The 25,834-nt window shown below is 53.8% G+C and carries 20 protein-coding genes; 8 read left to right on the forward strand and 12 right to left on the reverse strand.

Annotated elements, in window-relative coordinates:
• The first annotated feature begins 202 nt into the window (after positions 1-202).
• Positions 203-1,993 carry an ABC transporter ATP-binding protein gene (locus tag BM123_RS18215; protein WP_090171494.1) on the forward strand — a complete coding sequence of 597 codons (1,791 nt, stop codon included), beginning with the start codon at positions 203-205 and terminating at the stop codon, positions 1,991-1,993.
• A gap of 205 nt (positions 1,994-2,198) precedes the next feature.
• Here the strand turns inward: BM123_RS18215 and BM123_RS18220 are convergent, their stop codons facing one another.
• Positions 2,199-3,374, reverse strand: a complete 1,176-nt coding sequence (locus BM123_RS18220) for a peptidoglycan DD-metalloendopeptidase family protein (protein WP_090171497.1) — start codon at positions 3,372-3,374, stop codon at positions 2,199-2,201.
• 117 nt (positions 3,375-3,491) lie between these two features.
• On the reverse strand, positions 3,492-5,162 hold the full coding sequence (locus BM123_RS18225) for a glycoside hydrolase family 32 protein (RefSeq protein ID WP_090171563.1): 1,671 nt from the start codon (positions 5,160-5,162) through the stop codon (positions 3,492-3,494).
• Positions 5,163-5,332: 170 nt separating this feature from the next.
• Between BM123_RS18225 and BM123_RS18230 the strand changes: the two genes are divergently transcribed.
• Entirely contained in the window at positions 5,333-6,073 is a 741-nt protein-coding gene (locus tag BM123_RS18230) for a carboxypeptidase-like regulatory domain-containing protein (protein ID WP_175489454.1), read from the forward strand.
• Between the two features lie 170 nt (positions 6,074-6,243).
• Here the strand turns inward: BM123_RS18230 and BM123_RS18235 are convergent, their stop codons facing one another.
• The 7 genes from BM123_RS18235 to tsaD all read right to left on the reverse strand — a co-directional run bounded on the left by BM123_RS18235 (position 6,244) and on the right by tsaD (position 14,621).
• A complete protein-coding gene (locus BM123_RS18235) occupies positions 6,244-6,993 on the reverse strand; it encodes a hypothetical protein (protein WP_090171503.1) in 750 nt (249 codons plus the stop codon).
• A gap of 83 nt (positions 6,994-7,076) precedes the next feature.
• Positions 7,077-9,710 carry a DUF1573 domain-containing protein gene (locus tag BM123_RS18240; protein ID WP_090171505.1) on the reverse strand — a complete coding sequence of 878 codons (2,634 nt, stop codon included), beginning with the start codon at positions 9,708-9,710 and terminating at the stop codon, positions 7,077-7,079.
• A gap of 93 nt (positions 9,711-9,803) precedes the next feature.
• Positions 9,804-10,937: a PorP/SprF family type IX secretion system membrane protein gene (locus BM123_RS18245; protein ID WP_090171508.1), complete on the reverse strand. Its 1,134-nt coding sequence runs from the start codon at positions 10,935-10,937 to the stop codon at positions 9,804-9,806.
• Between the two features lie 52 nt (positions 10,938-10,989).
• The gene (locus BM123_RS18250) at positions 10,990-11,508 is read right to left on the reverse strand and encodes a DUF2480 family protein (protein WP_090171511.1); all 519 of its coding nucleotides are present in this window, start codon (positions 11,506-11,508) and stop codon (positions 10,990-10,992) included.
• 303 nt (positions 11,509-11,811) lie between these two features.
• Positions 11,812-12,396, reverse strand: coding sequence for an SMC-Scp complex subunit ScpB (scpB, locus tag BM123_RS18255; RefSeq protein WP_090171514.1), 585 nt, complete (start codon positions 12,394-12,396; stop codon positions 11,812-11,814).
• Between the two features lie 240 nt (positions 12,397-12,636).
• Positions 12,637-13,389, reverse strand: coding sequence for a DUF697 domain-containing protein (locus tag BM123_RS18260; RefSeq protein WP_090171517.1), 753 nt, complete (start codon positions 13,387-13,389; stop codon positions 12,637-12,639).
• Between the two features lie 239 nt (positions 13,390-13,628).
• Positions 13,629-14,621, reverse strand: coding sequence for a tRNA (adenosine(37)-N6)-threonylcarbamoyltransferase complex transferase subunit TsaD (tsaD, locus tag BM123_RS18265; protein WP_090171520.1), 993 nt, complete (start codon positions 14,619-14,621; stop codon positions 13,629-13,631).
• Between the two features lie 195 nt (positions 14,622-14,816).
• Here tsaD and BM123_RS18270 point away from each other — a divergent pair, with 195 nt between their 5' ends.
• From BM123_RS18270 to BM123_RS18290, 4 genes are all read left to right on the forward strand, one after another.
• Complete coding sequence (locus tag BM123_RS18270) at positions 14,817-15,401, forward strand: hypothetical protein (protein WP_090171522.1); 585 nt, start codon at positions 14,817-14,819, stop codon at positions 15,399-15,401.
• A complete protein-coding gene (locus BM123_RS18275) occupies positions 15,392-16,240 on the forward strand; it encodes a DUF3822 family protein (protein ID WP_090171525.1) in 849 nt (282 codons plus the stop codon). The genes BM123_RS18270 and BM123_RS18275 overlap by 10 nt, the downstream gene beginning before the upstream one ends.
• A 93-nt stretch (positions 16,241-16,333) precedes the next feature.
• Positions 16,334-16,897: an RsmD family RNA methyltransferase gene (locus BM123_RS18280; RefSeq protein ID WP_090171528.1), complete on the forward strand. Its 564-nt coding sequence runs from the start codon at positions 16,334-16,336 to the stop codon at positions 16,895-16,897.
• A 357-nt stretch (positions 16,898-17,254) separates the two neighbouring features.
• Positions 17,255-20,050, forward strand: coding sequence for a 2-oxoglutarate dehydrogenase E1 component (locus BM123_RS18290; protein ID WP_090171534.1), 2,796 nt, complete (start codon positions 17,255-17,257; stop codon positions 20,048-20,050).
• 248 nt (positions 20,051-20,298) lie between these two features.
• Here BM123_RS18290 and BM123_RS18295 read toward each other — a convergent pair whose 3' ends face one another.
• The 3 genes from BM123_RS18295 to BM123_RS18305 all read right to left on the reverse strand — a co-directional run bounded on the left by BM123_RS18295 (position 20,299) and on the right by BM123_RS18305 (position 23,805).
• Positions 20,299-21,561, reverse strand: a complete 1,263-nt coding sequence (locus BM123_RS18295) for a LamG-like jellyroll fold domain-containing protein (RefSeq protein WP_090171537.1) — start codon at positions 21,559-21,561, stop codon at positions 20,299-20,301.
• A gap of 90 nt (positions 21,562-21,651) precedes the next feature.
• Positions 21,652-22,059 (reverse strand): thiol-disulfide oxidoreductase DCC family protein, encoded by a 408-nt coding sequence (locus tag BM123_RS18300; RefSeq protein WP_090171540.1) that lies wholly within the window; start codon positions 22,057-22,059, stop codon positions 21,652-21,654.
• A 297-nt stretch (positions 22,060-22,356) separates the two neighbouring features.
• Positions 22,357-23,805, reverse strand: a complete 1,449-nt coding sequence (locus BM123_RS18305) for a M14 family zinc carboxypeptidase (protein ID WP_175489455.1) — start codon at positions 23,803-23,805, stop codon at positions 22,357-22,359.
• Positions 23,806-23,929: 124 nt separating this feature from the next.
• On the opposite strand from BM123_RS18305, the gene BM123_RS24290 reads away from it, so the two are divergent.
• Both BM123_RS24290 and BM123_RS18310 read left to right on the forward strand, forming a co-directional pair.
• Positions 23,930-24,085 carry a hypothetical protein gene (locus tag BM123_RS24290; RefSeq protein WP_175489456.1) on the forward strand — a complete coding sequence of 52 codons (156 nt, stop codon included), beginning with the start codon at positions 23,930-23,932 and terminating at the stop codon, positions 24,083-24,085.
• Between the two features lie 3 nt (positions 24,086-24,088).
• Complete coding sequence (locus BM123_RS18310; RefSeq protein WP_090171545.1) at positions 24,089-25,669, forward strand: T9SS type A sorting domain-containing protein; 1,581 nt, start codon at positions 24,089-24,091, stop codon at positions 25,667-25,669.
• The last annotated feature ends 165 nt before the right edge of the window (positions 25,670-25,834 follow it).

Consider the following 25,834-nt stretch of genomic DNA (forward strand, 5'->3'; position numbering starts at 1 on the left):
GCCGCGCAGCGAAATGGTAGTCGAGGGGTGCTTATGCAAATTATTATACACACGCTAGGTGAACAAAAAGTAAGGTGTGTGGTGGAAATCAGGTTCAATTAGAACCACCCGCCAGTATGTGTGTTTGACCTAGATAAGGTCTGCAATAGAACGTGACTTATATTACCGCAGACTAATACTACCTGACCACAAGCCCCACTAAGTGCGCGAATTAAAATTCCTGAATCAATTTTTTTGGAAATACCGTTGGCGCCTGCTCCTGGGCATCGTTTTCATTTGTGTGTCTAATTATTTCCGGGTGCTGCAACCCCAGGTCATCCGGGAAGCGCTGGACCTGGTGATTGAGCAGGTGAATTCGTACCGGATGTATGACGGCTTCGATCTGGGGGTAGAGTACTTCGGTGTATTGAGCTACACCCTCATGCTTTTTGGAGGGCTGGTCTTGTTACTGGCGTTGCTAATGGGCTTTTTCCTCTACCTCACCCGGCAAACGATCATCGTGATGAGTCGCCTGATAGAGTACGATCTGCGGGAGGTCATCTTTGATCACTATCAGGAATTAAGCCTCGACTTTTATAAACGGAACAATACGGGAGACCTGATGAGCCGGATCACGGAAGATGTGAATAAGGTCCGGATGTATCTCGGCCCTGCCGTGATGTATTGTGCCAACCTGCTCTCCACCATTGCCCTGGTGGTAGTGAGTATGCTGGCTGTGAGCCCTACGCTTACCCTTTATACGTTAATCCCTTTACCATTTCTGGCGATTAGTATTTATTACGTCAGTAACATCATTCATACCCGCTCGACCTTCATTCAGCAGCAGTTGTCTAAACTAACGAGTGTTGCTCAGGAGGTCTTCAGTGGCATTCGCGTGGTGAAGAGTTATGTCCGGGAACGGCAGCAGGTGAATTACTTCGCTCAGGAGAGTGAGCAGTATAAGGAGATGAGCATGAACCTCGCTAAAGTCGATGCCTGGTTTTTTCCCCTTATGGTATTTATGGTGGGGGCTTCAACGATCATCACGGTTTATGTTGGCGGACTACAGGTCGTAGCGGGAAATATCTCCGCCGGGAATATCGCTGAATTCGTGATCTACGTCAATATGCTCACCTGGCCGGTAACGGCTATCGGGTGGATTGCCAGTATCGTGCAGCAAGCCGCCGCCAGCCAGAAACGGATTAATGAATTTCTGGAAACGAAGACGAGCATCTCTGATCCGGCTCCGGATGATAAACATCAGCTTAGAGGGGACATCACCTTCGAAAAGGTCAGCTTTGTATATCCAGACACAGGAATTCGGGCCATTGATAAGGTGGACTTTCAGTTGAAGTCAGGTGAAAAACTGGCCATTATTGGTCGAACGGGCAGCGGCAAAACAACGGTAGCCGACCTGCTGCTAAGGATGTATGACGTCACCGAAGGCCGAATCCTCGTTGACGGCAAGGATATCCGGGAGCAAGGCCTGGCTAATCTTCGTCGTCAGATCGGTTATGTGCCTCAGGATGTCTTCCTCTTCAGTGATAACATCCACAATAACATCGCCTTCGGTGCCAGCCATGATCCCAGCCGGGAAGAAGTAGAGCAGTTCGCCCGCTACGCGGCCGTTTACGACGACATCGCGGGCCTTACACTAGGCTTTGACACAATGGTCGGTGAGCGTGGCGTCACACTCTCCGGCGGACAAAAGCAACGCGTAAGCATCGCCCGTGCCCTCATCAAGCATCCTGAAATCGTCATTCTCGACGATTGCCTCAGCGCCGTTGATACGAATACCGAGCAGCAAATCCTCGGCTACTTCAATGAAGCTCTGGCGGATAAAACTGCCATCATCATCACCCACCGGATCTACGGCCACCTCAAGTTCGATAAAATCATCGTCCTGGAAGATGGCGGCATCGCCGAAATGGGCACCCACGAAGAGCTCATTAAAAACGGCGGCTACTACTCCGAGATCGTGGAACGGCAGATGACCGAAGAAGAGGAGGCTTAGTATTTTGGTTTGTTGGTATTTTGGTCTAACCATCTGCGTGAAACTTCCCCGCTGCGTAGTATCCCTCCGTGGACCTCTGTGATTACCTCTGCGCACCTCCGTGGTTCCCTACCCCTTCCTTCGCTGCGCAGCAGCCCCTCTTTTTCCTTCTGCCTCTCTGCGTCCATCTGCGTGAAATAACTCCGCTGCGCAGCAGCCCTCCTCCTCAATCAAAATTCACATACCCAATCTCCCCCCGCCCCGTCTTCACCCGGTAAAACCGCTCGCTTACGCCCAGGGCAATCACCGGTTCTCCATTATCCAGCTGTCTGATCTTTGCCCCCTCCCGCCCGGGTGTCAGTCGTAAGTAGTGATTACCACTTCGCGGGACGGTCATTTCCGCAGCGGGACCTTTCAGATTGTACTGTGGTCGGGGTGGAGGTGGATCCGCCCGCCGCAGGAAAGGGTAGGGATCCGTCGCGCTGCCGGCATATACTCCGAAGTGGAGGTGTGGCGGCGTGGTTCGGGCATTACCGGTGTTACCGACGGTACCGACCACGTCTCCCCGGGTCACCAACTGCCCGCGGCCCACGAGCTGTTCGTCGAGGTGAGCGTAGTAATACCGAAGGTCCCGCTCAGGGTCGTAGAGCCAAACCGTCTTACCACCCAGGCCTCCATTATTTACCCGGGTGATTTCTCCGTCGGTCATGGCCAGCAGCCGGGTTCCTTTCGGAGCGAAGATGTCGTTGCCCTCATGGCTACGCCGGCCGCCATCGCGGGATGCTCCCCAGAAGCTTTGGATGGCCGACTCGTCTTTTCCCTCTACGGGGAAGAGCAGTACGGGTTCAGTAGTGATCTCCAGTTCGTAGCGGCTAAACCGCCAGGGGGGTGTTTGTACCACGAGCAGTAGCTCTTCTTCCGGCAATTGGTCGGGTTCATACACGATCTCCCGCCCATCCGCCGGCCAGTAGGCGATCGGGCGCTTACCGGCTGATCCCTTTACCAGGCTGAAGAGTTCCCCAAAGAGAGGTGTGCCCGCATCTTGCGCCCGGATCCGGAGCCGGCGCCCTACGGGGATGGTTAGCCGCATCGCCTGCGCGGAATACAGGAGGTTGTTGTCCAGCGAAATCAACTCCCGGTGGGGCGTCTCTACGGATAGCGGCGTCGATTTAGCGATGTCGTAGGCTTTATCCCACAACTCCAAATCCTGATCGCCTATCGATCCATTTTTAACGAGCTCCTTTCGGAAGGCCGTACGTGGTGTTTTGGGCCCGAATAATCGTTGGAAGAAAGATTTAGTATCACCGGCCAGGTCCCGGCCGCCACAGCCGGCGTAGCCGGCCAGCAATGCCAGTATGAGGAAAATGAAGAGGTTAAAACGGGAAGTGGAGGAAAGACGCATTGGAAGATGTATTCAGAGGGAAGATAAGGTAGCCGTGGGGTTCTCCCTCTGCTCTTTTTAAGGTTCATTGCACCGGCGTTCAGCGCCATTAGACCCGCTTGTCGAAATGTTGGACTTTTATTCCAGCCCCCAAATATCCCCCTTCACTAAACTCCACCCCTCTGGCATCCCCTCTCCGGAAGAGCCGGAAACTTCCAGCGTTAACATAGTGAAGGGCTCTTCGGGGAAAAAGATGTCCGTCATGACCGGATCTCCCTCGTCGAAGAAAGTCTCGGCTGAAGTGCGGTCGAAATAAGCATGGATGCGTAGCTCCCCGTCATTGCTCCACCGCGGAGCTACCGTCAGACTTTCGGGGGCAAATTTTTCATGGAAGTCCGTTGGCCCCGCCTGCCGCCGGTCCGTAAAGAAAGCATTGGTCACGCCCCTGGCGCGGCTGTAGCCGATACGGTAAAAAACGTCTCCGTTCTTATTACTCAGGGTCAGGTTAAGCTCGGTGGCGTCACTGTCCACCAGGTCGATGGTCAGGTCAACTTCGTAGGCGCCGTTGGTGCCCAGTTCGCTCAGGTCGATGTTGGTCACCCCATCGCCGATTCGGGGGAAGTCAAGCGGCAGGTTTTTAGTACGCATTTTTTTGAGCTCCTCCACCGGCTGCTGCCGCAGCCGTGTCCCGAAGTCGGTAGCGTGCAGGCTAAGGTCGCGCGGGATCGTCATGGCGCTGCGCCAGGATTCGGTGGGGACGACCTGGGCGTAGTTCCAGTTGCTCATCCATCCCATGAAGGTGCGGCGGCCATCGGGGGCATTGCTGAAGGTGACGCCGGCGTAGTTGTCCCGCCCATAATCGATCCAGTTGACGGTGTCTGTCGGGCTGAAGATAGCCTCCCGCCTGGGGCTGAAGATTTTGCCATCCCAGTCTCCGGGAAAGTAGAAGGTGCCGGAGCCGCCGTTGGCACCGCCGGGGTTGATGCTCACGGTTAGTACCCAGGCGTCGTCCTGGGTTTCCATCACGGTGAGGGGGAAGAGTTCCGGGCATTCCCATACGCCGGAGTGGTTGCGGGCGTTTTCGCCGAATTCACTGAGGAAGGTCCAGTCCGTCAGGTTGGGAGAGCCAAAGAACTGCACCCGGTCCTGGGCAGCGAGCACCATTACCCACTGGCTATGGTCGGCGTCCCAGATGACTTTGGGGTCGCGGAAGTCCCGTACACCCCGGTTCGGGATCACGGGGTTGCCGTCGTACTTGGTCCACGTTCTCCCTTTGTCGGTGGAAAAGGCAATGGCCTGACTCTGGAAATCGTCCCGGCCGGCTTTTTCGCCGGCCATGTCATGATAGGTGTAGATGGCTACAAGCGGCGGATTGTCCGCCGTGCCCAGGCCGCTGCTGTTTTGCCAGTCGAATACGGCGCTGCCGGAGAAGATGTAGCCTTTTTCATCGGGGTAAAGCGCAATGGGGAGGTGCTCCCATTTGATCATGTCCGGGCTCACGGCGTGCCCCCAGTGCATCGGGCCCCACTTGTTTCCATCGGGGTAATACTGATAAAAGAGGTGGTATTCCCCTTCGTGATAAATCATGCCGTTGGGGTCGTTCATCCAGCCAGCGGGCGGGGTGAAGTGGTAATTGGGGCGGAGGTGATTGTCGGGAGCATTGGCGTCGTATTCTGCGGGGAGGGCTTTTTCGGGCGCGGGCGCAGGTGCCGTGTCGGATTGAATAGCCGTGTTTTCTGTGGCGGAGGGTTCTGCTCCGCAGGAAAATAACAAGGCAAAAATGAAAAAGAGAGGGAGTAGCTTCTGCATGATATTTATTTGAGAAGGTAAAATACGTAGTGGATAGCTAGCGGCTAAAGCCGTTGCTACTGTAGCGTCGGCTTTAGCTGACTCTGCTAACAGGCGTAGGGCAAAAAAAGGATCGCTTCCTGTATGCAGTTTTTCAAATGCCGTCATCTATTATTTCAAAAGCCGTACACATGAAACACTTTACTCTTTTTCTTTCCCTGCTTCTCCTGATGCCATTAGCAGGGCTGGCGCAAGCAAACGATCCTGCCAACACAATTCTATTATCTGGCATCGTCACCGACCAGGAGGGAGAGCCACTGCCCTATGCTCCGATCCTGATAAAAGGAACCTCCTCCGGTTTCTACACGGATGAGGATGGTTATTTCCTGGAAGAAGTGCCTCCAGCTGCTGAACTCATCGTTTCCTACGTAGGGCACGAAGACAAGCGCATTAAGCTCGACGCTAATGCGGATCAGACGTTGGAAATTCAACTTACCGCTGGAATTGATTTGTCAACAGTAGTTGTTATCGGCTATTCGACCATTCGCTGTCAACATTCCAGAGGTTGTGGTACTACCTGCTACCCATATAATCCTCCGGCATCAACATCCTCTGCCGTGGAAATGGGAAAACCGGAAATGACGCCCTCCTTCGGCCTGTCCACCGCCAGCGTCTTCCCCAACCCCTTTCAGGATCATTTCAACCTCCGACTCCGAATGGACGGTACCGCCAGCGTTTCTGCTGAACTCTTTGACATCACCGGCAGGAAGTTGGATGCCTGGAACGCACATACGCTCTCTCCAGGAGACAACACGCTTACTTTTTATCCCGATAGTCGCCAACTTCCTCCGGGCACCTATCTCCTCCGGCTCACGGATGCGGAAGGGCAGATTGAAACCCGCAAGCTAATCCGGGCACAACCCTTACGTTGAGGTAGCTGCTTAACCATTGCTCCTGAAAGCATTCCTCCGGGACCGGCGCGGAGCGCCGACGAGGGAACCTTGCACCTGCGCCCCGTCGCCCAATAACTTCATAAACCCAAAAGCCCGCACCTTCCAGATGGAAAGTGCGGGCTTCTGTATTGTCAGTAGGTGGCTAATATTTAGTCCACTAAATGATCAAGTGTACTAACGGTAACCTCATCTGGCATACCTACAACATCCCGGAAGGAAGCGAACTGCATGGCATAGGCAGCGGGTAGGGTAAACAGCATGCCGATGCCCAAAGCAATGGCTCCGATACTGCCAATGATGCCTACTACGATGCCAAAGAGCAGGAAGAAAAACCATTTCTGGCTGATGATCTGGCGGCTGGCCTCCATCGCCGGCCACGCACTCATGCCGTGGAAAATGATGAGGAAGGATGAATAGCCCCAGGCAACCCCCAAATAGATGAGCGGAAGCAGCAAGAGGAAAGCCCACCAGGGGAAACCGGAGATGTCTCCGGCAGCAATGGCATCGGGATCTATCCCAAAACCAAATATCAGAGCGATGGGAAGCATCAAAAGCAGGAAAATGCCCCCCATAATGAGAACTGACACCAGCAATTGGCTCCAGTGCTCAAACCCCTTGAAGAAGTCGCCAAAAGCGATGGACTGACCATCATCAACTTTGCGGTTAGCTAAATGGAACCCCGCCATGAGGCAGGGTGCCAGTACGAGCCCTCCGGCCAGTTGGCCCAGAATTGGAATGAGGCCACTAACCATTAATATTAAGAAAAAGACAAAGGTGAATGCCATGTAAAGCACCGCCTGTTTGCCCACGATGTTGAATCCTTTGCTCAGGTAATCACCAAAGTTGAATTCGTAGCCCTGGTCGATGACCCTTTGGACTTGAGGGGGGAAATTAGCCATAAGAATGAGTGTGTGTTAGGAGATGAAAGAAATAGTATGCCTTTCAAAGATAAAAATATTCCCCTAACCTTCTTATGTTCTAACTACTTCGTTAGGTGGTACTTATACTCCACCATCTCCAGAATCGGCATGTCGCGGCTATCGGTCTGTTCCAGATAAATGTCGATCGTAATCGTCTCATCCTCTTCTTTCTCCGTGCTGTCAAAAGTCACCTTGATGGTGCCGCTGTCTCCCGGACCGTAGACCTTTGAGTTGTCGTGGGTGTAAGTCGTACAGCTACAGGCCTGGATCAGCATGATCTTGGCGGGGACTTTACCGGTGTTGGTAAAGGTGTACTCGAAAGAACGGGCAGTGCCGTGGCGAACATCTCCCAGGTCAAGCTCCCGCTTGTCAAACTGAAGGATGGGCATCCCTTCCAGATTTTTCTGGCCAAAGAGGCTCGAAAAACGGGTGATGGTGTCGGTTGCGGGTTGCCGGTTACCAGGTGCCGGGTGCGAGGTGTCGGGTGTGGACCTTCGAGCGTCCGTTTCTGGCGCTACCGCAGGTGCAGTGGAAGGGGTCGAAACGCCGGGCAAGGTGCCACGGTCTGGCGCAGGATTGTTTCGCTCAATTAGGTCAAGGCGGATCTTAAACTCCGTCGGGCCTTCCAATACCCGGAACTCCGTCCGGCGATTCAGGTTATGGGCCCGTTCGCGGGTCTCTTTATCGGGCAGGGCATTGATGAACCCGTCGGTAAGAATATCCCCTTCGTTAAGCCATTCATAGCGTTCCGCTAAACGGGGGTATACTGTTTGAGGGACCGTCTTACCGTATCCTTTGGTTTTGATTCTCGGGCCGGCAATGCCGCCGTTAACGATCAGCCATTTGCGGGCACTGGCTGCACGGCGCTTACTCAGCGCCAGGTTGAAATCGGTTCCGCCACGGCTGTCAGTATGTGAGCCGAGCTCGATGACCATGTCCGGATATTTTTCCATCACGGCCTGCAGTACGCGAAGGTCTCCTTCGGCAGCGGGCAGGATCTTGTCATCGTTGAAATCGTAGAGGATATTCTCCAGTGTTACGGCCGTTTCCCGATCAACGACAACTTCCGTAGTGTCTTTCGCTGGTGGTGGCGGTGGCAAGGGCTTAAGGAAGAACAGCTGCTGAATCTCCTTGCTCTCCTCCAGGCCGAGGGTATTGATTTCTACCGTATCCGGGTAATAGCCGGGGTGAGAAGCTACTACGCGGTATTCCGTCTCCAGGTCGAGGCCGAAGTCGAAACGGTTACCGTCGTCGCGGCTCTTCAGGTCGCCGGGGCCGTTAGGATCGCCGTTGAGCATAGGCTTGAGCTCAATCATGCCGGTTGTCAGCGGTTGCTTCGCTTCGTTAAACAGACCAACCACCAGGTTGGCGTAGAGGCTGGCGATCTGAAAGCCGTAGATGTCGTCGCAGCAGGTTTTGCTTTTGATGGAGCGGCCGCCTTCGCGGTTGCTGGTCATGAAGCCAACGAGACCGTCACCAAAAACGCTGAGGCTCTTATCGTCCACGGGGCTGTTGAAGCCCGGGCCCATGTTTTTTACTTCGCTCCATTCACTACCGTTCCAGGCGGTGTAGAAGAGGTCTTTACCCCCCATAGTGGGGCGCCCGTCGGTGGAAAAGTAGAGCGTTCCATCAAAGTAGAAGGGCGTAATATCGTCTCCGATCGAGTTTACTTTCTCCCCGAGGTTGACCGGGCTGCCGTAGCGGCCATCGCCCTCGTAGGTAGCGTAGTAGATGTCAAGACCGCCGAAACCGCCGTCCATGTCAGAAACGAAGAAGAGTACTTCTTTGCCGAATAGTTCTCCGGTAGCCGGCTGCAGAGCCAGGTAGTCGTTGCTGTTGATACCGGCAACGGGGTTGCCACTTTTCCAGCCGTTATCTTCTACGTCGCTGAGGTAAATTTTCGCCTCCGCAATGCGGTTGCTTTCCATCCGCAGGCGGTTGTAGTACAACCGTCGGCCGTCAGCGCTAAGCGAGGGGTTCGCCGTATGCAGCCCCGGGCGGTTAACTTCTTTACCAAGTGCGGAAGATTTTCCCCACTCGCCCTTGTCGCTCATCGTCGACATAAATACCTGACTGTAGCTCTTTTCATCGTCTCCTTCTCCCTGAATAATGGCTTCGGTAGCCTTCCAGGTGGAGTAGTAGAGCGTTTTTCCGTCAGCTGACAGAATGGGGGAGTATTCGCTGAAGGAGCTGTTGATCTTACGGTCCAGAATCTCCAGGGCTACTTCGCTGGTCTCCAGCGGCGCGTCTTTGTAAAGAGAAATACCTTCCAGCTCCATGCGGGCAAACTGCGCCAGCCGCTCGTCGGTGTTGTGCTGCAGGAAAGTCTCGAAGTAGGTACGGGCCTCGTCCCACTGACTGTCCATTTTCAGCGCACGGGCAAAATGAAAGCGGTGGATGTTGTTCGTAGTGTCCGTCGGCTCGGAGCGACGGAAAACCTGGGTGTAATTCCGCACGGCGGCCTTCACGTCGCGGAGTTTCAGGTTCATCAGGGCGATGTAAGGCCGCACGGGCAGCTCATCGTTCTGGTCGTAGGCTTCTGCGTAGTTCTCCAGGGCAACGAACCAGTTATTAGTGGCCCGGGCACTGTCAGCGGCAATCAGCAATTGCTCTTCGTTGGACGAGCCGGAGAGCGGCTGCGCCAGCATCGGCAGCGCGAAGAGAGAAAGAAGCAGCGTGTAGCAAAAATTTTTCATCGACAAATTTCAATAGTGCAGTAGACGGTACGATCAAGAAAGTAAAACGCAGTGGGCGTCCCGTAGTATTGCGGAACAGCTGCAAAGACATCGTTAAATATCGGGGCAAAGAATGGTTGGCTTCACCGTCGGCTTCTTGTAAATGTTGAATATGTAAGCGGCCGAGAGCTCGAAAGCTCCCTGATAACTGTTGACATTGCGAGCCTGACTCAGCGTAATGTCATAGGCCAGCGCCGCACGTAACTGCCCGGCGTCAATGCCGAAGAGCACCTTGGCGGCATCCGCCGTCCGGTAGCCCAAACCAAGCCGGAGACCCATGTCATTCTTCAGCTGCCGGCGGCCCCAGGCCTGTACGGAAACCGAACTGTTGCTGGCCGAAGTCTGGTAAAAGAGGGTAGGCTGGAATCGCCACTTCTCGCTCATCTCCATGTCCAGGCGGGCGTGGGCGTGCAGGGTGCGGCGACGGTCTCTGGCGTCGGGGTCGACGCCCACAGGAACGTTGGGCTCGCCGTTAGGCATCGTGTCCCCGGGCATTACGGCCCGGGTGGCCAGCGCCGTCCGGTCGGGTTGCGTCAGGTGAAGCAGCGAAATGCCCGCTTCAAAGACATTGTCTTTCTTCGGGTCCATCAGGATCTTCAGCTTGAAGCCGAGGTTGAGGTCGTTGTAGTTGTCGTTGTTATTGTTGTTGTTGCCACCAACACCGGACATGTCGGTGAATTCACTTTGGCCGGTGTTGCCACCACCAAATTCCCCGCCTCCGGAAAGCTCAGGGTCGATGTTGAACTGCTGAATGGGCACACCCTCCGGAGAGAATCCGTAGGAAGTGCTTCCGTACTGCGCCCCGATGGTGAGCACGTTTTGCCGTTTTTTGTCCAGCGCCAGGTGATAAGCGGCGCTGAGGCCAAAGAAGGTGGAAGAGAGATCGAAGTCTCCCGCATTATCGCTCACGAGGCTGAAGCCAACACCCACCCAGTCTTGCTTACGAAAGCCGAAAGCCAACGGTGCATCGGCGTAAGCCGTTGGGGAGTTGATGCCTGCCCCCGGGACGCTGAACCACTGCCCGCGGTAGATGCCGCCCACGCGGATGGAACCGGCAAAAGAACCGGTGTTGGCCGGGTTGAGCCAGAGAGGAGCGTAGTTGTGTAGGGTGTAGTGAACGTCCTGCGCGCTCAGGCTGACGGTCATCAGCAGGAACGGAAGGAGAAAGAGTAAGCGGCGTAGGCGCATGGGCTGGCGATTAATCTTGGGATATAGCAAAGGCCCAAGATAAGCAGAAATACTACTTCCTCTCCCGTGGTTTTTTGAATACCGGAAGGGTACTGCAGGGCTCACCGTACATAACGGACTTCACTACTGGCTGTAAGCGGGCCGTAACGTCGAGATAGGCGGATGCCGGAACGGGCTTTTCTCCGCAGCCTTTCACCACTACGCGCTTACCCTCAAAGTCGCTTAAATCAAGGCTATCCGCCACCCGACGGAAGTGATCCCGCAGGAAGTCTTCTTCCTGCCCCTGGTAAACATCGGCCGCGAACGGGCTGGCCGCAGCGGCCACCAACATGTAGGCCCAGGCCGGAATGATGGCATCAGCGGAGCAAAACACTAACAGTATTTTGTCCCGGTACTGACTAAAATCATGCTCTTTCAGCGCCGCACGGAAGTCCTTTTCCTTCAGAATGAGCTCCATAAAGAGGTAATCCTTCAGGTCAAAAGTGCCGAAGGAGGCCTTCGGCCAATGCTCTTCCAGCTTAAGAGTAATCAAGCCAGCGGCGGCTACGCGATTGGTGAGTGTTTCTGCCATACCGGAATAACACCTTCTGAAGCGGAGGGGTTGAATCACTGCTTTTGGAAAAGGTTTGCTTGCACCTGCGTCTGCGCTTGATTAGTCAGGTAGTCAGAGAGTCAAGTAGTCAGATAGTAGCTGCCGCTGTTTCGGTTCACGCTGCTTCGCAGCCGGAGGTAGTAGTCAATCAGTCAGGTAGTGCTGCCTCAAGGAGTACACTGTTTGACTACTTGACTCTCTGACTGCTTGACTTTCTAACTAACCGACGAGCGAAGCGAGCCCCCCCTGCGGCAGCTACTACAATACTACCGAACTACCATACTACTCTTCCTCTTCCTCCTTCATCAGCGCCTCCGGCTCCCCAATCGTATTTTCGGGCAGGGCGAAGTCTTTGGGTTGGGGAAGATCTTCGATGGATTTGATCCCGAAATAATCCAGAAAACGATCGGTAACCGAATAAAGCAGCGGTTTGCCGATGCTGTCCGCCCGCCCGGAAATCGTAATGAGTTCTTTTTCCAGTAGTTTTTGAATCGCGTAGTCGCAGGATACGCCACGGATCTTTTCCAGTTCGGATTTGATAACGGGCTGCTTGTAAGCAATGATGCTTAGCGTTTCCAGGGCGGAGCGGCTCAGCTTTTTCTTGCTTTGCATGCGCAGGTGCGTGCCGATGGTCTCGTGGTAGGCACCCTTACTCATGAACTGATAGCCTCCGGCTACTTCGATGATCTCAAAGCTGTGTACATCAAGATCGTAACGTTTATTGAGCTCTTCGATGGCTTCCAGCATGACCTTCTGCGCGAAGCGAACGCCGAAGTTCTCCAGCAGAACATTCTGCAGTTCTTCGATCGATACCGGCGTCGGGGCCGCAAATATGAGCGCTTCGATGTGTTGGGGGAGGTATTCCATAGCGGCGCGAAGATAGGCAAATTGACGTCGCTTCGCTCCTTTTAGACGCTGCGCTTTTAGACGCACTTCGTGCTTTTAGACGGGAAATCGCTTCGCTCTTCCCTTTTAGACGCTTCGCTCGTAGGGCTTTGGTATAGAGTCAACCGAAAGCGAAGTCTACAAGCGCAGCGTCTAAAAGAAAAACAAGCAAAGCGCGGTTTCCGTCTAAAAGCCGCAGGCGTCTGCAAAAGCCCCAAGCTTTTACCCGATAATTCGCTTCTTCATCGCCTCAAATTCTTCTTCGGTAATGATGTTCTGTGCTTTCATTTCCGCCAGTTCTTTGATCTTGCGGATGGCGTCATCGTCCATCACGGCAGCGGCGGGTTCGGGCTCAGGAGCGGGCTCTTCTTTTTTCTTTGTTTTGGCTTTGATCTTAGTCGGTGCTGCTTCAGGAGTGGGCTCTGGTGCAGCAGCAGAAAAGTCTTCTTCCGTGGCCACTTCTTCTTTCCATTCCTGAGCGACTTTCTTGCCCTTTTCAAACTTCTCTTTATACAGTTTTTTCAGGCGGTCGGTGTCAAAATCCAGGAAGGTGCCGCCATTAGAGAAGTGCTTTTTAAAGACTTCGCCCAGGGCGTAGGTGCTGGCACCGTTAACGACGGCTACGGTAATGCCACCCACTACGGTACCCACCACGGGAATGACTTTGAGCAGACTACGGGCACCGGCGCGGGCCATAGTACTGGTGGTCAGCGCTGAAACGATGGCTTTCCCTTGTGTCTCGGCAAAATCAATGTCGTATACCCGGCAGAGTTGGCGGATCATGTCTAACTGAAGAGCCGAAACCGCAAATACGTCCGCGATCGGTAAAGGGATGATGTAGCTGGCGCCCATGCTCCAGATCACGTGATTACGGATTACTGTTTCCGCATGGCGATTTTTATCGTTATTGCTATTGGGATTCATAATGGAATCTTTAAGTTGCTTCTTCGCGAAGTCGGTTATTTTCTTACGCATACTTTAATAACGTACTAATGTCAGTCTAAGTTAGGGCGACGGAGCGCAGGTGTAGGGGAAGTTCGACGAATAGCAGGGTTTTCTAGACGGAAAAAATCGCTGCGCTCTTTTCCCTTTTAGACGCCGCTGCGCGGCTTTTGGACGTAAAACGCGCTTCATTTGTTTTGCTTTCAGACGTTCGCTGCGCTCTCTTTTAGGGCTTCGGTAAAGATTGACCCGGAGCCCTGAAAGCGTAGCGTCTAAAACCGCGCCGCCGGCGCGACGTCCTGCCCGGAGAACGCTCCTTCGGCGAATTTGAAGGTCGCCGTTACGCCAATCATGGCGGCATTATCCGTACAATACTCGATGCGGGGAATGAAGACTTCCCATCCGTTTTTTTCGCCTAATTCCTGCAGCCCCTGCCGCAAACCACTGTTGGCGGAAACTCCGCCGGCCAGCGCAACTTGTTTGAGCCCGGTCTGCGCTACCGCCAGTTGAATTTTGCGTAGCAAAATGGAGACAATGATGTGTTGAATGGAGGCACAGATGTCGTTCAGGTTGTCCTTCACGAAGTCGGGGTCTTCCTTAATCTTTTTTTGCAGGCTGTAGAGGATGCTGGTTTTCAGGCCGCTGAAACTGAAGTTCAGCTCTCCGGGGTCTGGCTTAGCGAACTCAATGGTTGGTTGCCCCAGGCGGGCCCGGCGGTCAATCTCGGGGCCGGCGGGGTAGGGGAGCCCTAGTAACTTACCGGATTTATCGAAGGCTTCCCCGGCAGCATCATCGATGGTACGGCCGATGATTTCCTGCTCCAGGGCCGAGTGCACCACTACCAGCTGGGTGTGCCCCCCGGAAACGGTCAGGCATAAAAAGGGGAAGGCGGGCTTCGGGTCTTCGGCGAAGTGGGCCAACACGTGTGCCTGCATGTGGTCTACTTCAATGAGCGGCAGGCCCCGGGCCAGGGCGAAACCTTTAGCAAAGCTGACTCCTACCATCAACGAGCCAATCAGCCCCGGGCCACGGGTAAAAGCCACGGCATCAATTTGTGCTGCCGTTTTCGCGGCCCGCTTCAGCGCTACGGCTACCGTTGGGACAATGTTGCGCTGATGTGCCCGGCTGGCATGCTCCGGCACTACGCCGCCGAACTCCTCGTGGACGGCCTGACCGGCCGTGACGTTACTCAGTACAAGCCCGTCAGCCACTACCGCTGCTGAGGTGTCGTCACAACTGGATTCGATAGCAAGAATTACGGGCATACAAATAGATTGTCTGGGGCAAAGGTAGAAGCCGGAAAACAAAGTTTTTCCCGACTTAGTGCTAATTTCACAAAGAAAAATTAACTAATATTCCATCAAACAAGGGAAAAAGCCTTACGTTACGCCAATGAGTATGGATTCTGCATCTTGCAGATGACAGAAATGTTTTATACTTGCGGAAATTAAAAGCAACCGATGCGCACACTATTCAGTCTACTCTTCCTGGTTCTGGCCTTCGTTCTGGGCTTTTTGCTTTACAAAAGCATTGAGGAACCCATCAACTTTAACAACCAACGGGCTATACGAGACGCCGCTGTTTCCGAAAAACTGGAGATGGTACGTTCTGCTCAGGAACTATATCGCGACATCACCGGAGAGTTCGCTCCCCGCTTCGATACGCTTAAACAGGTACTCACTGAAGGAGAGCTCCTCTCCATCCGGGTAGTTGGTGACCCTGATGACCCGAACTTCACCGGTGAGATCCAGTATGACACCACCCGGATTCCTGCCCTGGACACCATTGGTGGTCTCGGGATCGTTCTGGAGGATCTGGAGAAAGTTCCCTTCACGGACGGTAAGGTCGAATTTGACATTGACGCCAAAGTGATCGAGTACCAGTCTACCAACGTACCAGTAGTACAGGTGGGTGTACGTAAAAGCGCTTACATGGGCACCTACGGTGATGCCCGTTTCCAGCGTTACGACCAGAACTACGACCCGAACGTTCCAATGAGCTTCGGCGATCTGAACAAGCCAACTCTGGCCGGCACTTGGCAATAAGCAACTACGATATAACTGCTGCGGCCTTCCGACCGGAAGGCACGCATGACTATGAACTGTCCATCCTTACGGGGATGGACAGTTTTGCGTATATCATCCGTGACCAGCAGAAGAACGAGTTGCTGGCCTACCGTTCCCTGAACTTTACCGCAGCAGAACGGGATAACTGGCCGGAATCTTTTAACCGACTGGTTCAGGCCGACGATAAGCTTCGCTCTCTGCGATACGGTAACTCGATCCTGGGCTGGGAGGAAGAGCGATTAACTCTTGTGCCGGACGAACTCTTTGATGCCGCTAATCCACGCGTTTATCTGGAACAACTTACGTTGATTGGCCTGGACGATGTCGTCCGGTCCGAACGATTCAATGAACTGGGCGGGCAGCTGCTTTTTGCCGCTGATCGTAGCCGGATTGACGCCGTAGAGCGCCGGCTGCACACCAAGCGCACCCATCATATGGCTGGCGGAGTGCTTACGGCCTGGGGGCTTCGGTCACGTCGCCTGGGGCACCGTTCCGTTTCTGCCCTGGTACGGGGAAATCAAATTTTTCTGGCGGCCCACCAGAACGGGAACCTGCAGTTCTTCAATACTTTCCCCTTCGCCAACGCCCAGGACGCCCTCTATTACCTCTTACTGGTGTATCAACAATGCGGCTGGGCGCCCAGCCGGGTACCACTTTACCTCTGTGGAGAAATTACGGAGCACAGTGACCTGTACCGGCAGTTTTACCGCTACGTTGAAGACCTGCGTTTTTGCCAGTATGGGGCGCCGCCTTCCACCCCGCCGGAACTGGCGGGGCTGCCGGGGCATCTTTATTTCGAGTTATTGTGTTTGGGCTAGGGTAGGCGAGCCGAATAGCTTCCTTCAGGAGGAGTGCTGGCAAGCGCTACTATCCTGCTACCACTACCACCAGACTATCATTACTATTCTCACATGCGCATCATCTCCGGAAAACATAAAGGCCGCCGCTTTAGCCCTCCAGCAGACAACTGGCCCACCCGGCCCACTACTGATTACGCCAAAGAGGGCTTGTTCAATGTGCTCAATAACTGGTTTTACTTCGAGGATCAGCGTTTCCTGGACCTCTTCGGCGGCACTGGTAGTCATGATTATGAATTCCTGAGCCGTGGATGTACGGATGTAACCTATGTAGACAAACATGGCCCGGCCGTTGCCTTCGTGCAACGAACCATCAAGACGCTGGGCGAAGAAGAGCACATCCGGATTTTCCGGATGGACGTTTTTAAATTCATCGCCCGACCGGTTAGTAAGCCGTATACCTATATTTTCGCCGGCCCACCGTATCCCTTACCTAATATTCCGGACCTTCCGGACCTGGTTTTCGACGCCGGCCTGCTGGCTCCGGGAGGCTTATTCGTGCTGGAAACCAATCCTCACCATGATTTCAGCATGGACCCCCGTTGTACGGATAAGCGGAACTACGGCAAAACAATCTTCTGGTTCTTTGAGCATCCGGCGGAAGAGGAGGAAGAGTAGTTGGGTAGTCGGTAGTTGGTAATATTTTAGTTGGGGAGTCGCTGCCGCAGGTGCAGGGAAGGGGATTAAGAGCAAGGGGGCATAGTTCCCTGCTCGCTTAACGACTCATTGCACCTGCGCTCCGGCGCAAAAAAATGGCATTTGTCCCCCGGAAAGTCGCAGAAGAGCAGAAGCCTTTAAAAATACCTTCCTGAATAGTAGCCAGCCGCATTTTTTTAACGAACTTTACGGGAATTTGCGTTGTGATTTTTTTGAGTCTTCTCAAATGATTCGCAATCGTATTCATAATGATCGTCAAACTAAATTTTCCCGCGCTGTTTTTCTTTTCTTCAGATAGCGGTGCAGACTCCGATAGTCATGAGCAATTTCTCGCATTTAGCCAACGCTCACCCGAGCTACATTGAAAATCTTTATCATCAATTTACTGATCAGCCAGACTCCGTAGACCAGAGTTGGCGCGACTTTTTCCTTGGTTTCGACTACGCAACGGAGGGCACTAACGGTACAGTAAGTAAGAATGGTCAGGCGTTGCCGGTCTCTGCTGACGGAGCTGTCGATTGGGAGCACGTAGAGCGAGAGCTCAGTGTATTTGCCCTCATCAAAGCTTACCGGCTTCGCGGACACATGGACGCCGCCATTGATCCCATCAATGAGTTCGATGATCCGGATGCGGTACTGGACCTGTCTCGCTTTAAACTTTCGGAGGCTGACCTGGATACGGTTTTTAAAGCTGCTGAGCAGCTTTTTCTGCCACCCAGCACCCTGCGTGAGATCATCGCCCACCTCAATAAGGTCTACCTGGGCTCCATCGGTTTTGAGTTTGATCACATTTTCCTCCGGGAAAAACGGCGTTGGCTAAGAACCCGTATTGAGAAGCTGAAGCCGGAAGCGGCTTTCGACCTGACTGGTGAAGACAAAAAACACATCCTCTCCCGACTGAACGATGCCGTTGGCTTTGAGGACTTCCTGAAGGTGAAGTACCCCGCTCAGAAGCGTTTCGGGCTGGAAGGAGGAGACGCTGCCATCGTAGGTGTTGATGCCATCATCAACCAGGCTGCCGTCAAGGGCGTCGAAGAAGTAGTGATCGGGATGGCCCACCGTGGCCGCCTGAACGTGCTGGCTAACATCATGGGCAAAAGCTACGAGAGTATCTTTCAGGAGTTTGAAGGGGTCATCCCGGATAAAATCAAGGGAGATGGCGACGTGAAGTACCACATGGGCTATAGCAGTCTGATCAAGACTGTTTCCGGAAAGGAAGTCAACGTAAAGCTGGCCCCTAACCCCAGCCACCTGGAGGCAGTTGGCCCCGTAGTGGAAGGCTTTGCCCGCGCAAAGGCCGATATGCTCTACGGTAATGACTACGACAAGATTCTCCCCATCCTGATTCATGGCGATGCAGCCGTAGCGGGGCAGGGCGTAGTATTCGAAACCGCCCAGATGAGTGAGCTGGAAGCTTACAAGACCGGCGGAACGATTCACTACATCATCAATAACCAGATTGGGTTTACGACGGACTATAAAGATGCCCGGACCAGTGTCTACGCCAGTGGCGTAGCCAGTGTGGTACAGGCACCCGTTTTTCACGTCAACGGAGACGACCCGGAAGCCGTACTTTACGTTTCCCGCCTCGCCGTTGATTACCGAAACACTTTCAATTCGGACGTATTCATCGACATGCTCTGTTACCGTAAGATGGGGCATAACGAAGGAGACGACCCCGGTTACACCCAGCCAGGTATGTACCAGCGGGTGAAAAAGCACGACGATGTCCGTAAGCTCTACATCAGACGATTGGTAGAGCGCGGTGACGTGGACGAGGCACAGGCCAAGCAAATGGGTAAGGATTTCAAAGCCCACTTGCAGGATATTCACACGGCCGTTAAGAATAAGGACATTCCCTACCGTTACCAACCGCCGGAAGAAGCCTGGCGCAGATTGAACAGCGACCACTGGGAAGAAAAACATTTTGCTGAGTCACCCGAAACAGGCGTAGACCTAAAGCAGGTTAATAAAATTCTCAAGCACCTGGTTTCCTTGCCGAAGGACTTTACGCCCGTAGCAAAGGTGAGCCGACTGTTTGACAACTACAAAAAGGCAATCAAGAATAACCAGCTGGACTGGGCTCTGGGCGAACTCACTGCTTACGGCACATTGCTGCTGGATGGGCATGATGTCCGGATGACCGGACAGGACGTCCGTCGGGGTACCTTCAGCCACCGTCATGCCGTACTGACCAGTCAGGACGGTGAGGATAAGTATAACCGCCTGGATGGCCTGGCCGAAAAGCAAGGCCAGCTGAGGATTTTCAATTCTCTCCTTTCAGAGTTTGCGGTACTCGGTTTTGAGTACGGCTACGCTACGGCCAGCCCGGACAATCTCGTCATTTGGGAAGCACAGTTTGGTGACTTTGCCAACGGAGCGATGACCATCTTTGATCAGTTCATCGTTAGCGGTGAGAGCAAATGGTCGCGGATGAACGGCCTGGCCGTTCTGCTGCCTCATGGCTACGAAGGGCAGGGGCCGGAACACTCCAGCGCCCGTTTGGAGCGCTTCCTTCAGCTGTGTGCGGAGTACAACGCCGTGGTGGCCAACGTTACGATGCCGGCTAACTTCTTCCACCTGATGCGTCGTCAGCTGGCGTGGAATTTCCGCAAGCCGCTGATTCACATGAGTCCGAAATCCGGTCTTCGCCACCCAATGGCCGTTAGCCCGGTAGAAGACTTTGGCCCGGGAACCCGCTTCCAGGAAATCCTGGATGATCCTACCGTAAGCGCCCGCGGGAATAAGAAGATTAAGCGACTGCTATTGTGTACGGGTAAGATCTACTTCGAGCTGGCCCAGCATAAAGAAAAGAACCAACGGGACGATGTTGCCATCGTCCGGCTGGAACAACTCTTCCCTCTGCCTACGGCACAGGTGAACAAGATCCTCAAACGGTACGCTGGTGCAGAAGTTATCTGGGTGCAGGAAGAAAGCCGTAACGCCGGTGCCTGGAGCTACATCAGTGAGCACTTCCTCTACAACGAGAAGATTGGCGTTAAGCTGGGGTACGTTGGCCGCCAGGCTACGGCCTCTCCGGCAACGGGCTACAAGAAGGTACACGTGAAGGAGCAAGCCGATCTTATTGATCGGGCTTTTGCGAAGGCGAAGTAGCTTGGCTGGAGGAGAGTTTAAAGGCTATTCTTCCCAGAGCATATTCACTTCTTGATTGCTCTGCGATAGTATTAGGAGATGGCGTAGATTGGACTTGTTGCGAGCTCATCCTTCCGGCTGCGCTCGAAAAGCGAACTCACTACAAGTCTATTGACTTAGAGTCGATCTACGCCATTTTTAGGAGAACCCGGAGTGGAATACTCGGAATGCAATTCCTCGACCGGAGGACTTTGGATACCCTTAGGCGTTTACCGTAGCACCATCACCGATCCGGACTCTACCCGTTCAACCCCTTCGCAGCTGTAAACAACCCGCCAGACGGCGATGCCGGGGTTAACGGGCTCGCCCTTGAAGGTGCCGTCCCAACGGGAGAAGGCGTCGGTGGACTGGAACATCTGTGCGCCATACCGGTCATAGACCTCAAAGCTGATGAGCTCAGAAATCGCAAAGGGGTTCGAGATGCCAAAGGTCTCGTTCTCCACCGGACCAATACCGTTAGGGGTAAAGGCTTTGGGGAGGAAGATCTGGGAACAATCAAGGGTTGCCGGGTCAATGACCTGAAAGACGATACTGTCTCTGGCGATACAGTTGCTTTCCGCATCCTGAATACTGACCTGGTAGGCCTGGCGGCCGGCCGCGACGGGCTTAATGGTGGGGTTCTGTGCGCTGGGGTTATCCACGCCTGCCGTGGGGCTCCAGGCAAAAGCTACACCACAGTCGCTGTTGAGTTCGATGGGGACTTCCTCCTCGAGGAAAAGCCGGCGGGTGGTGGTGAGAATGCGGTCAGGGCTGAGGTAAAGGGACCTGACTTCCGAGAGGCGAAGCGCCCGGTTATAGATCCTGACCTCATCAATGAGGCCATCAAAAGCAGTCTCTCCGTTACCCCGGCATTCGGTGGAGCCAATGAGGAGTTCGCCGTCGTTTTCGATGTCGACCCGGCTGGAGGTACGGGTTTCCCCCACCTCATCCCCATTGAGATAGAGCTTCAGACTGTTCTCATCGCGGGTAATGACGATGTTCTGCCAGCAATCGCTGTTATTGATCCGGTGATCAACGCGGGCGACCTGGTTGTTTTGTTGAAGGGTAACGGAAACCGTCTGGGTAACGGGCGCGTAGCGGACGGTAAAAAACATCAGGTTGTTGCAGTTCGTATCCCGTTTGGAGACCAGGTACTGGGTGCCGTTGGGGCCGATGGATTTAAAGTAAAGACTGATAGTGAAGTCCTCCGAGTCAAACTCGCGGTTAATGTTATTGCTGTTGCCTCCGGGGATGCGGATGAAGTCATTCCCTCCGTTGAGGGCGACGGCGCTGCCGGCGACCCCGCAGCCGAACTCGGGGACTCCGCTGGCTACTCCGCCGTTATCCGTGGCACCAGTTGCATCGGCGAAGTTACCGTCGAAGGTATAGTGGGCCACCAGGCCCACCTCCGTTGGCGTTCCCTGCGCCATAACATGCCCTGCACCAGCGCCAGCGCCCAAAAAAGCGATAAATAGAAGTAAAAAAGCTCGCATATACCAGATTTTGAGGGCGCAAAGATAGGGATGTTGTCGCCCACGAATACGAACGACGGCTACCCGGGATTCATTGCCATCAAAATGGGCTCACCCCACAAATCGGGCCTTCCACTCCGGCCGGGGCAAAAGGCAGGCTTCCTGCTTGCCAAACCAGCGATAGCGGTTGGTAGCAATCAGGTCGTAGACCCCGTCACTCAGGAAGCGCGGAAACCAGCTTAACACCGTCGCCAGGGGCTTCGGCCATCCGTTCAGGTGCTTTGCTGCGCGCAGGGCACCCGCACTTTGGGTGTAGGCGGCTCCTGCTTCATACAAGACCAGGCTGCTGAGCGCCGAGGGGTCAATGCCGGCCCTGGGTAATAGCTCTTGCGCCAGGTCCGACTGCAGACTGGCAAAGCGCAAAACTCCCTCCTCATCATGGGTGATGAACCACTGCACGGCTCCGTTGCAAAGATTGCAGACGCCGTCGAAGAAGAGGATGGGATGGTCGGTAGGCATGAAGGGATAACAATATTGGGGGGATTAGGATTATAGAATAATAGGATTTTAGAATTTTAACCCGACACGATGTATATAACCTTGTGCAGATTTCGTGCCAGAGACTCGTCCGGCCGCCTTCGTCAGGCGCTATCGCGCCGACTACGAGCGTTCCGACGAGCGGGTGCAGACCAGCAGTAGTTCGTCGGAACAATAAATTCCTAAAGGCGGCAGCCTGATAAAGGAATTTTTGGTCGGATGAATCTAGTACGAGACGATTTCCGTAATCTGTTGTGCACACCCACAAACATTAGTCCTTCATTCCACCTCCAGATACTGCCCCTGGAAAACCCGCCCAACGAGCCGGTCTCCCCGATACAGCAACAAATCCACCGACTGCCCCGGAGCAACGGTCTCTGAAGCCGTATTCCCCGGTGGCAAAACCCGTAAACGATCCTTAAGCGGATGGTCGAGGAGTAATTTATCCGCCACCACGGCCGTAATGCCTTGCTGGTAGAGTTCGTCCGGTGATAAATTCAGTAACGAAAGGCTGTCCAGCTCACCCGCCAGTGTTTTTCCGGGAACGATCCGTAGCCCTTCGGCATCGATGGTTTCGAAGGCGCCAAAAGTATGGAGGTCCCCAACGTCGCTGACGTAGGCGCGGGAGCTGAAGGTCCGGTAATCGGGCGGAAGGCTGCGCTCACTTTTACGGAAACCGATGTCCATCACAAATTCGCCATCCGGACGTACGACGGTCCCGCCCACCAGCTTCAGGTCGTGCATGCCGTTGGATTGGTTTTCGGGGATAGCCCAGTAATCGTCCAAAGAATAAGCTTCCTGTCCATTCGTAGCAATGCCGTACAGCCCGGCAATGAGGCCAAGGAGATTCAGGCGGCGGATCTCCTGCTTTTCGGGGTCGCCGGCGTAGCCGCCGGACTCGATGAGGATGGTGCGGGTACCCCATTTTTGCAGGTTGTCGCCGAAGGCACGGGGCTCGAAATCATCGTTGTAGCGGCCGATCTGTCCGGGGACTTCATCTTGCCAGATGTCGTTCATCAGGGCGATCATCTGCATGGCGTCTTCGCGCTGGCCGTTGATGGATTTTTCCCAGTCGTAGGCCGGGGCCAGGATGGAGGCCACGCATCCTTTTTCGGCGGGGAAGCCGGCGCTGTAGTAGGTGCTCTGGTCGTGGAGGTTAAAACCCCAGTCGGCGTCCAGCCGGTCGCGTTCGCCCTTCAGCAGCCGGGCTTCGGGGCTGCTTAGTCGCAGCGCGTCGCGGTTGAGATCGATACCCAGGGCGTTGCGGCGCTGGTAGACTTCGGCGCCGTCCGGGTTCAGCATGGGTAGAAAGGTGAGATGGAGTTCTTCGCGGAGGGTTTGGCGGATAGTGTCCAGGCCGTCACTGCTGCCTTCAAGCCAGGAGAAGAGGTCGAACAAAGCGGCGGTGGCGGTGGGTTCGTTGCCGTGCATCTGGCTCCAGAGCAGGACTTCGGTGGGGCCGGCGCCCCAGGCGACGCGCCAGAGGGGGCGGTCCTGAACGGAGCGGCCGGCGGTATCGACCGTAAAGGCGTCGGGCAGGTTGTTGATAAGCGGACGCAGGTCGCGCTGCTTAAAGCGGCGGCTGGTGATGGCGGCGGTTTTGTGGGCGGCGAGGCTGGCTTTGACGGCTTCCAGTGGGAAGTCAAAGGACACTTTTTGGGCGTCCCGCAGTATTGCAGGACAGGAGCAGAGTGAAAAGACGAAGAGCAGGGGGAGGAGGTGGCGCATGGGTGGCTGGCTTTTGATCCTAAAGAACGGAAGAATTGATAGCATACTCGGTTGGGTATTTGGGAATAGAATGTTGCTAGTTGTTACGTAAAACCTTCGTTAGATAAAGACCACCTTTTACTCCATGACGACCGGTCAAAAGATCCGCACCTTATCAGTAACAACGTCCGGCGGTTACCTTTACAAAAGCATCAATACCGAAGACCTCCCAAAAGATGTTTTCGTAGTAAAAGTGAAAGGGGGAGAAACGAACTACTCTACCAAACTGATCAAACTGTAATTGATGAAGCAGCTACTGATTAGATCAGCCTTTTTACTGTGCTTGCTGCTTTGCAGTCAATGGTCCTTGTCAGGCCAGGAGTGTCTGGATCGACGGATTGATACGGAGGAAGATAGAGTGGAAGTCAGCCCCTTTTTCTACTCGTTTCAATCTTCTGTTGATGGTAGTCTTTTGCTGGCCACTAATGCCAGGCAGGACGATAATTCTCGATTAGTCCATTTATACGACCGGGATCTGAATATACTGAGAGATTGGCGGTACGCTCTTGAGCGGGACGGTGAAATAGCGGATATACAAGCGCGTGAATCAGGTGGTTACCTGGGGGTTATCAATACCCCATCGTTTCAGAACCGTTTCAGTACCTACAGTATTTTTTTGATAGAAGACGCATCCACGCCCGAGGAAAATATCATTTATACCAGTGACTTTAGGGATGCGCCGATGAAAGTGGAAAACATACTGTCCGTACAAGATTCCGTTTTGTTTTTGTCGGGTGTATATCACGGGGAATGGGCGGTTACGCCGGATTCTACCTTTATCGAAAAGCAGGTTAATAACCAGACCGTGTGGCGACACATTAATCGTGGGGGCGTTTTGCTTGGACTTGACGGTGATGCGGATAAGATCAACCTGTTGGTAGCTCGTGATAATGACATTGAGGTAATAACGATGTCAGGGGAAACGGGAGAAGTCGAAAGTTCCTATTTTATTAGCTTAACGGGGCATCGTTTTGCTCCCCTAATCTTTCGGGATGTAGAAAAAAATATAACTTACCTGGCTAAATTTACGGATACCTATGAGCTGTCAAGACATAGCTCTGCGGGGACAGACTGGACTTATCATAAAGTGCAAACGTTGACCTCGGATTGGATTGATAGAATTCGAGTTGTTCACTACGATGAAGATGGGTTTATTTATCTAAATGGTATATTTTACAATGAAGAAAACAGTTCAGGTATCTTATTGACCAAGCTGTCTCCGGAAGGTGAATTGATTTGGGAAAAACGCTATGATAATGAAGGTGAGCTCTGGGCGGCTTCTCGTTATTCAGTTGTTGAGGGAGATGTAATCTACTTGACAAGCGAAAAGAGTACGCAAGCCGGTGCCTGGAACCAGCATGTATTAGCTTTTTCGCTCGACGACGGGCGTTTACTTAAAGAATGCTCAATTATTGAAGCTGACGATCACCGATTTTCTTCCCGAGGAATCACCTTTTATGAAGGCAATCTTTATACGTTTGGGATTTTCAACGACCAGGTCGACCCTGTTCTCTCCGTACGTTCCTTCGACTTTACTGATTTGACCTCATCAAACGCGGGAGCTTCGCCTTCGGCGCAAATGAACATCAAGGTCTATCCTAACCCTGCGGATCGGGGCGGGCAAGTATCGGTGGAGATACCGCTGCCACACAAGCTATCACGTATTCAGGTGATGAGTGTGGAGGGAAGAGAGGTGGTTTCTTTCGGGCTTTCGGCCAATCAGTCGCTGCTGCAAATAGAGGAGTTGCCGGCGGGTACTTACGTTCTGTATGCTCGTGACCAGGGTGGGGTTGTGGTGGCGGAGCGGCGGGTGGTGGTGAGGTGAGGGTGCTTGATTTTGGAATCTTGAATCTTGATTTTGGATTTGCTTCGCAGTGCTTCGTGCGCTTGATTGGCTTAGAGCGTGTCTAAAATTATGATTTCTTCGATATAAAGGCTGTCAGTCGTATTTTGTAAGTCGCCAAACTATACAGAATATGACCAAGCAGTG

It is taken from the genome of Neolewinella agarilytica, from assembly GCF_900110645.1.
Taxonomy (GTDB): domain Bacteria; phylum Bacteroidota; class Bacteroidia; order Chitinophagales; family Saprospiraceae; genus Neolewinella; species Neolewinella agarilytica.

What these genes read in the sequence shown, in the direction of transcription:
- BM123_RS18220 (WP_090171497.1), bottom strand. Translation starts at nt 3,374, where the DNA reads ATGCGTCTTTCCTCCACTTCCCGTTTTAACCTCTTCATTTTCCTCATA.
- tsaD (WP_090171520.1), bottom strand. Translation starts at nt 14,621, where the DNA reads ATGCCCGTAATTCTTGCTATCGAATCCAGTTGTGACGACACCTCAGCA.
- BM123_RS18225 (WP_090171563.1), bottom strand. Translation starts at nt 5,162, where the DNA reads ATGCAGAAGCTACTCCCTCTCTTTTTCATTTTTGCCTTGTTATTTTCC.
- BM123_RS18230 (WP_175489454.1), top strand. Translation starts at nt 5,333, where the DNA reads ATGAAACACTTTACTCTTTTTCTTTCCCTGCTTCTCCTGATGCCATTA.
- BM123_RS18290 (WP_090171534.1), top strand. Translation starts at nt 17,255, where the DNA reads ATGAGCAATTTCTCGCATTTAGCCAACGCTCACCCGAGCTACATTGAA.
- BM123_RS24290 (WP_175489456.1), top strand. Translation starts at nt 23,930, where the DNA reads ATGACGACCGGTCAAAAGATCCGCACCTTATCAGTAACAACGTCCGGC.
- BM123_RS18310 (WP_090171545.1), top strand. Translation starts at nt 24,089, where the DNA reads ATGAAGCAGCTACTGATTAGATCAGCCTTTTTACTGTGCTTGCTGCTT.
- BM123_RS18235 (WP_090171503.1), bottom strand. Translation starts at nt 6,993, where the DNA reads ATGGCTAATTTCCCCCCTCAAGTCCAAAGGGTCATCGACCAGGGCTAC.
- BM123_RS18305 (WP_175489455.1), bottom strand. Translation starts at nt 23,805, where the DNA reads ATGCGCCACCTCCTCCCCCTGCTCTTCGTCTTTTCACTCTGCTCCTGT.
- BM123_RS18280 (WP_090171528.1), top strand. Translation starts at nt 16,334, where the DNA reads ATGCGCATCATCTCCGGAAAACATAAAGGCCGCCGCTTTAGCCCTCCA.
- BM123_RS18300 (WP_090171540.1), bottom strand. Translation starts at nt 22,059, where the DNA reads ATGCCTACCGACCATCCCATCCTCTTCTTCGACGGCGTCTGCAATCTT.
- BM123_RS18240 (WP_090171505.1), bottom strand. Translation starts at nt 9,710, where the DNA reads ATGAAAAATTTTTGCTACACGCTGCTTCTTTCTCTCTTCGCGCTGCCG.
- BM123_RS18260 (WP_090171517.1), bottom strand. Translation starts at nt 13,389, where the DNA reads ATGCGTAAGAAAATAACCGACTTCGCGAAGAAGCAACTTAAAGATTCC.
- BM123_RS18270 (WP_090171522.1), top strand. Translation starts at nt 14,817, where the DNA reads ATGCGCACACTATTCAGTCTACTCTTCCTGGTTCTGGCCTTCGTTCTG.
- BM123_RS18295 (WP_090171537.1), bottom strand. Translation starts at nt 21,561, where the DNA reads ATGCGAGCTTTTTTACTTCTATTTATCGCTTTTTTGGGCGCTGGCGCT.
- BM123_RS18245 (WP_090171508.1), bottom strand. Translation starts at nt 10,937, where the DNA reads ATGCGCCTACGCCGCTTACTCTTTCTCCTTCCGTTCCTGCTGATGACC.
- scpB (WP_090171514.1), bottom strand. Translation starts at nt 12,396, where the DNA reads ATGGAATACCTCCCCCAACACATCGAAGCGCTCATATTTGCGGCCCCG.
- BM123_RS18250 (WP_090171511.1), bottom strand. Translation starts at nt 11,508, where the DNA reads ATGGCAGAAACACTCACCAATCGCGTAGCCGCCGCTGGCTTGATTACT.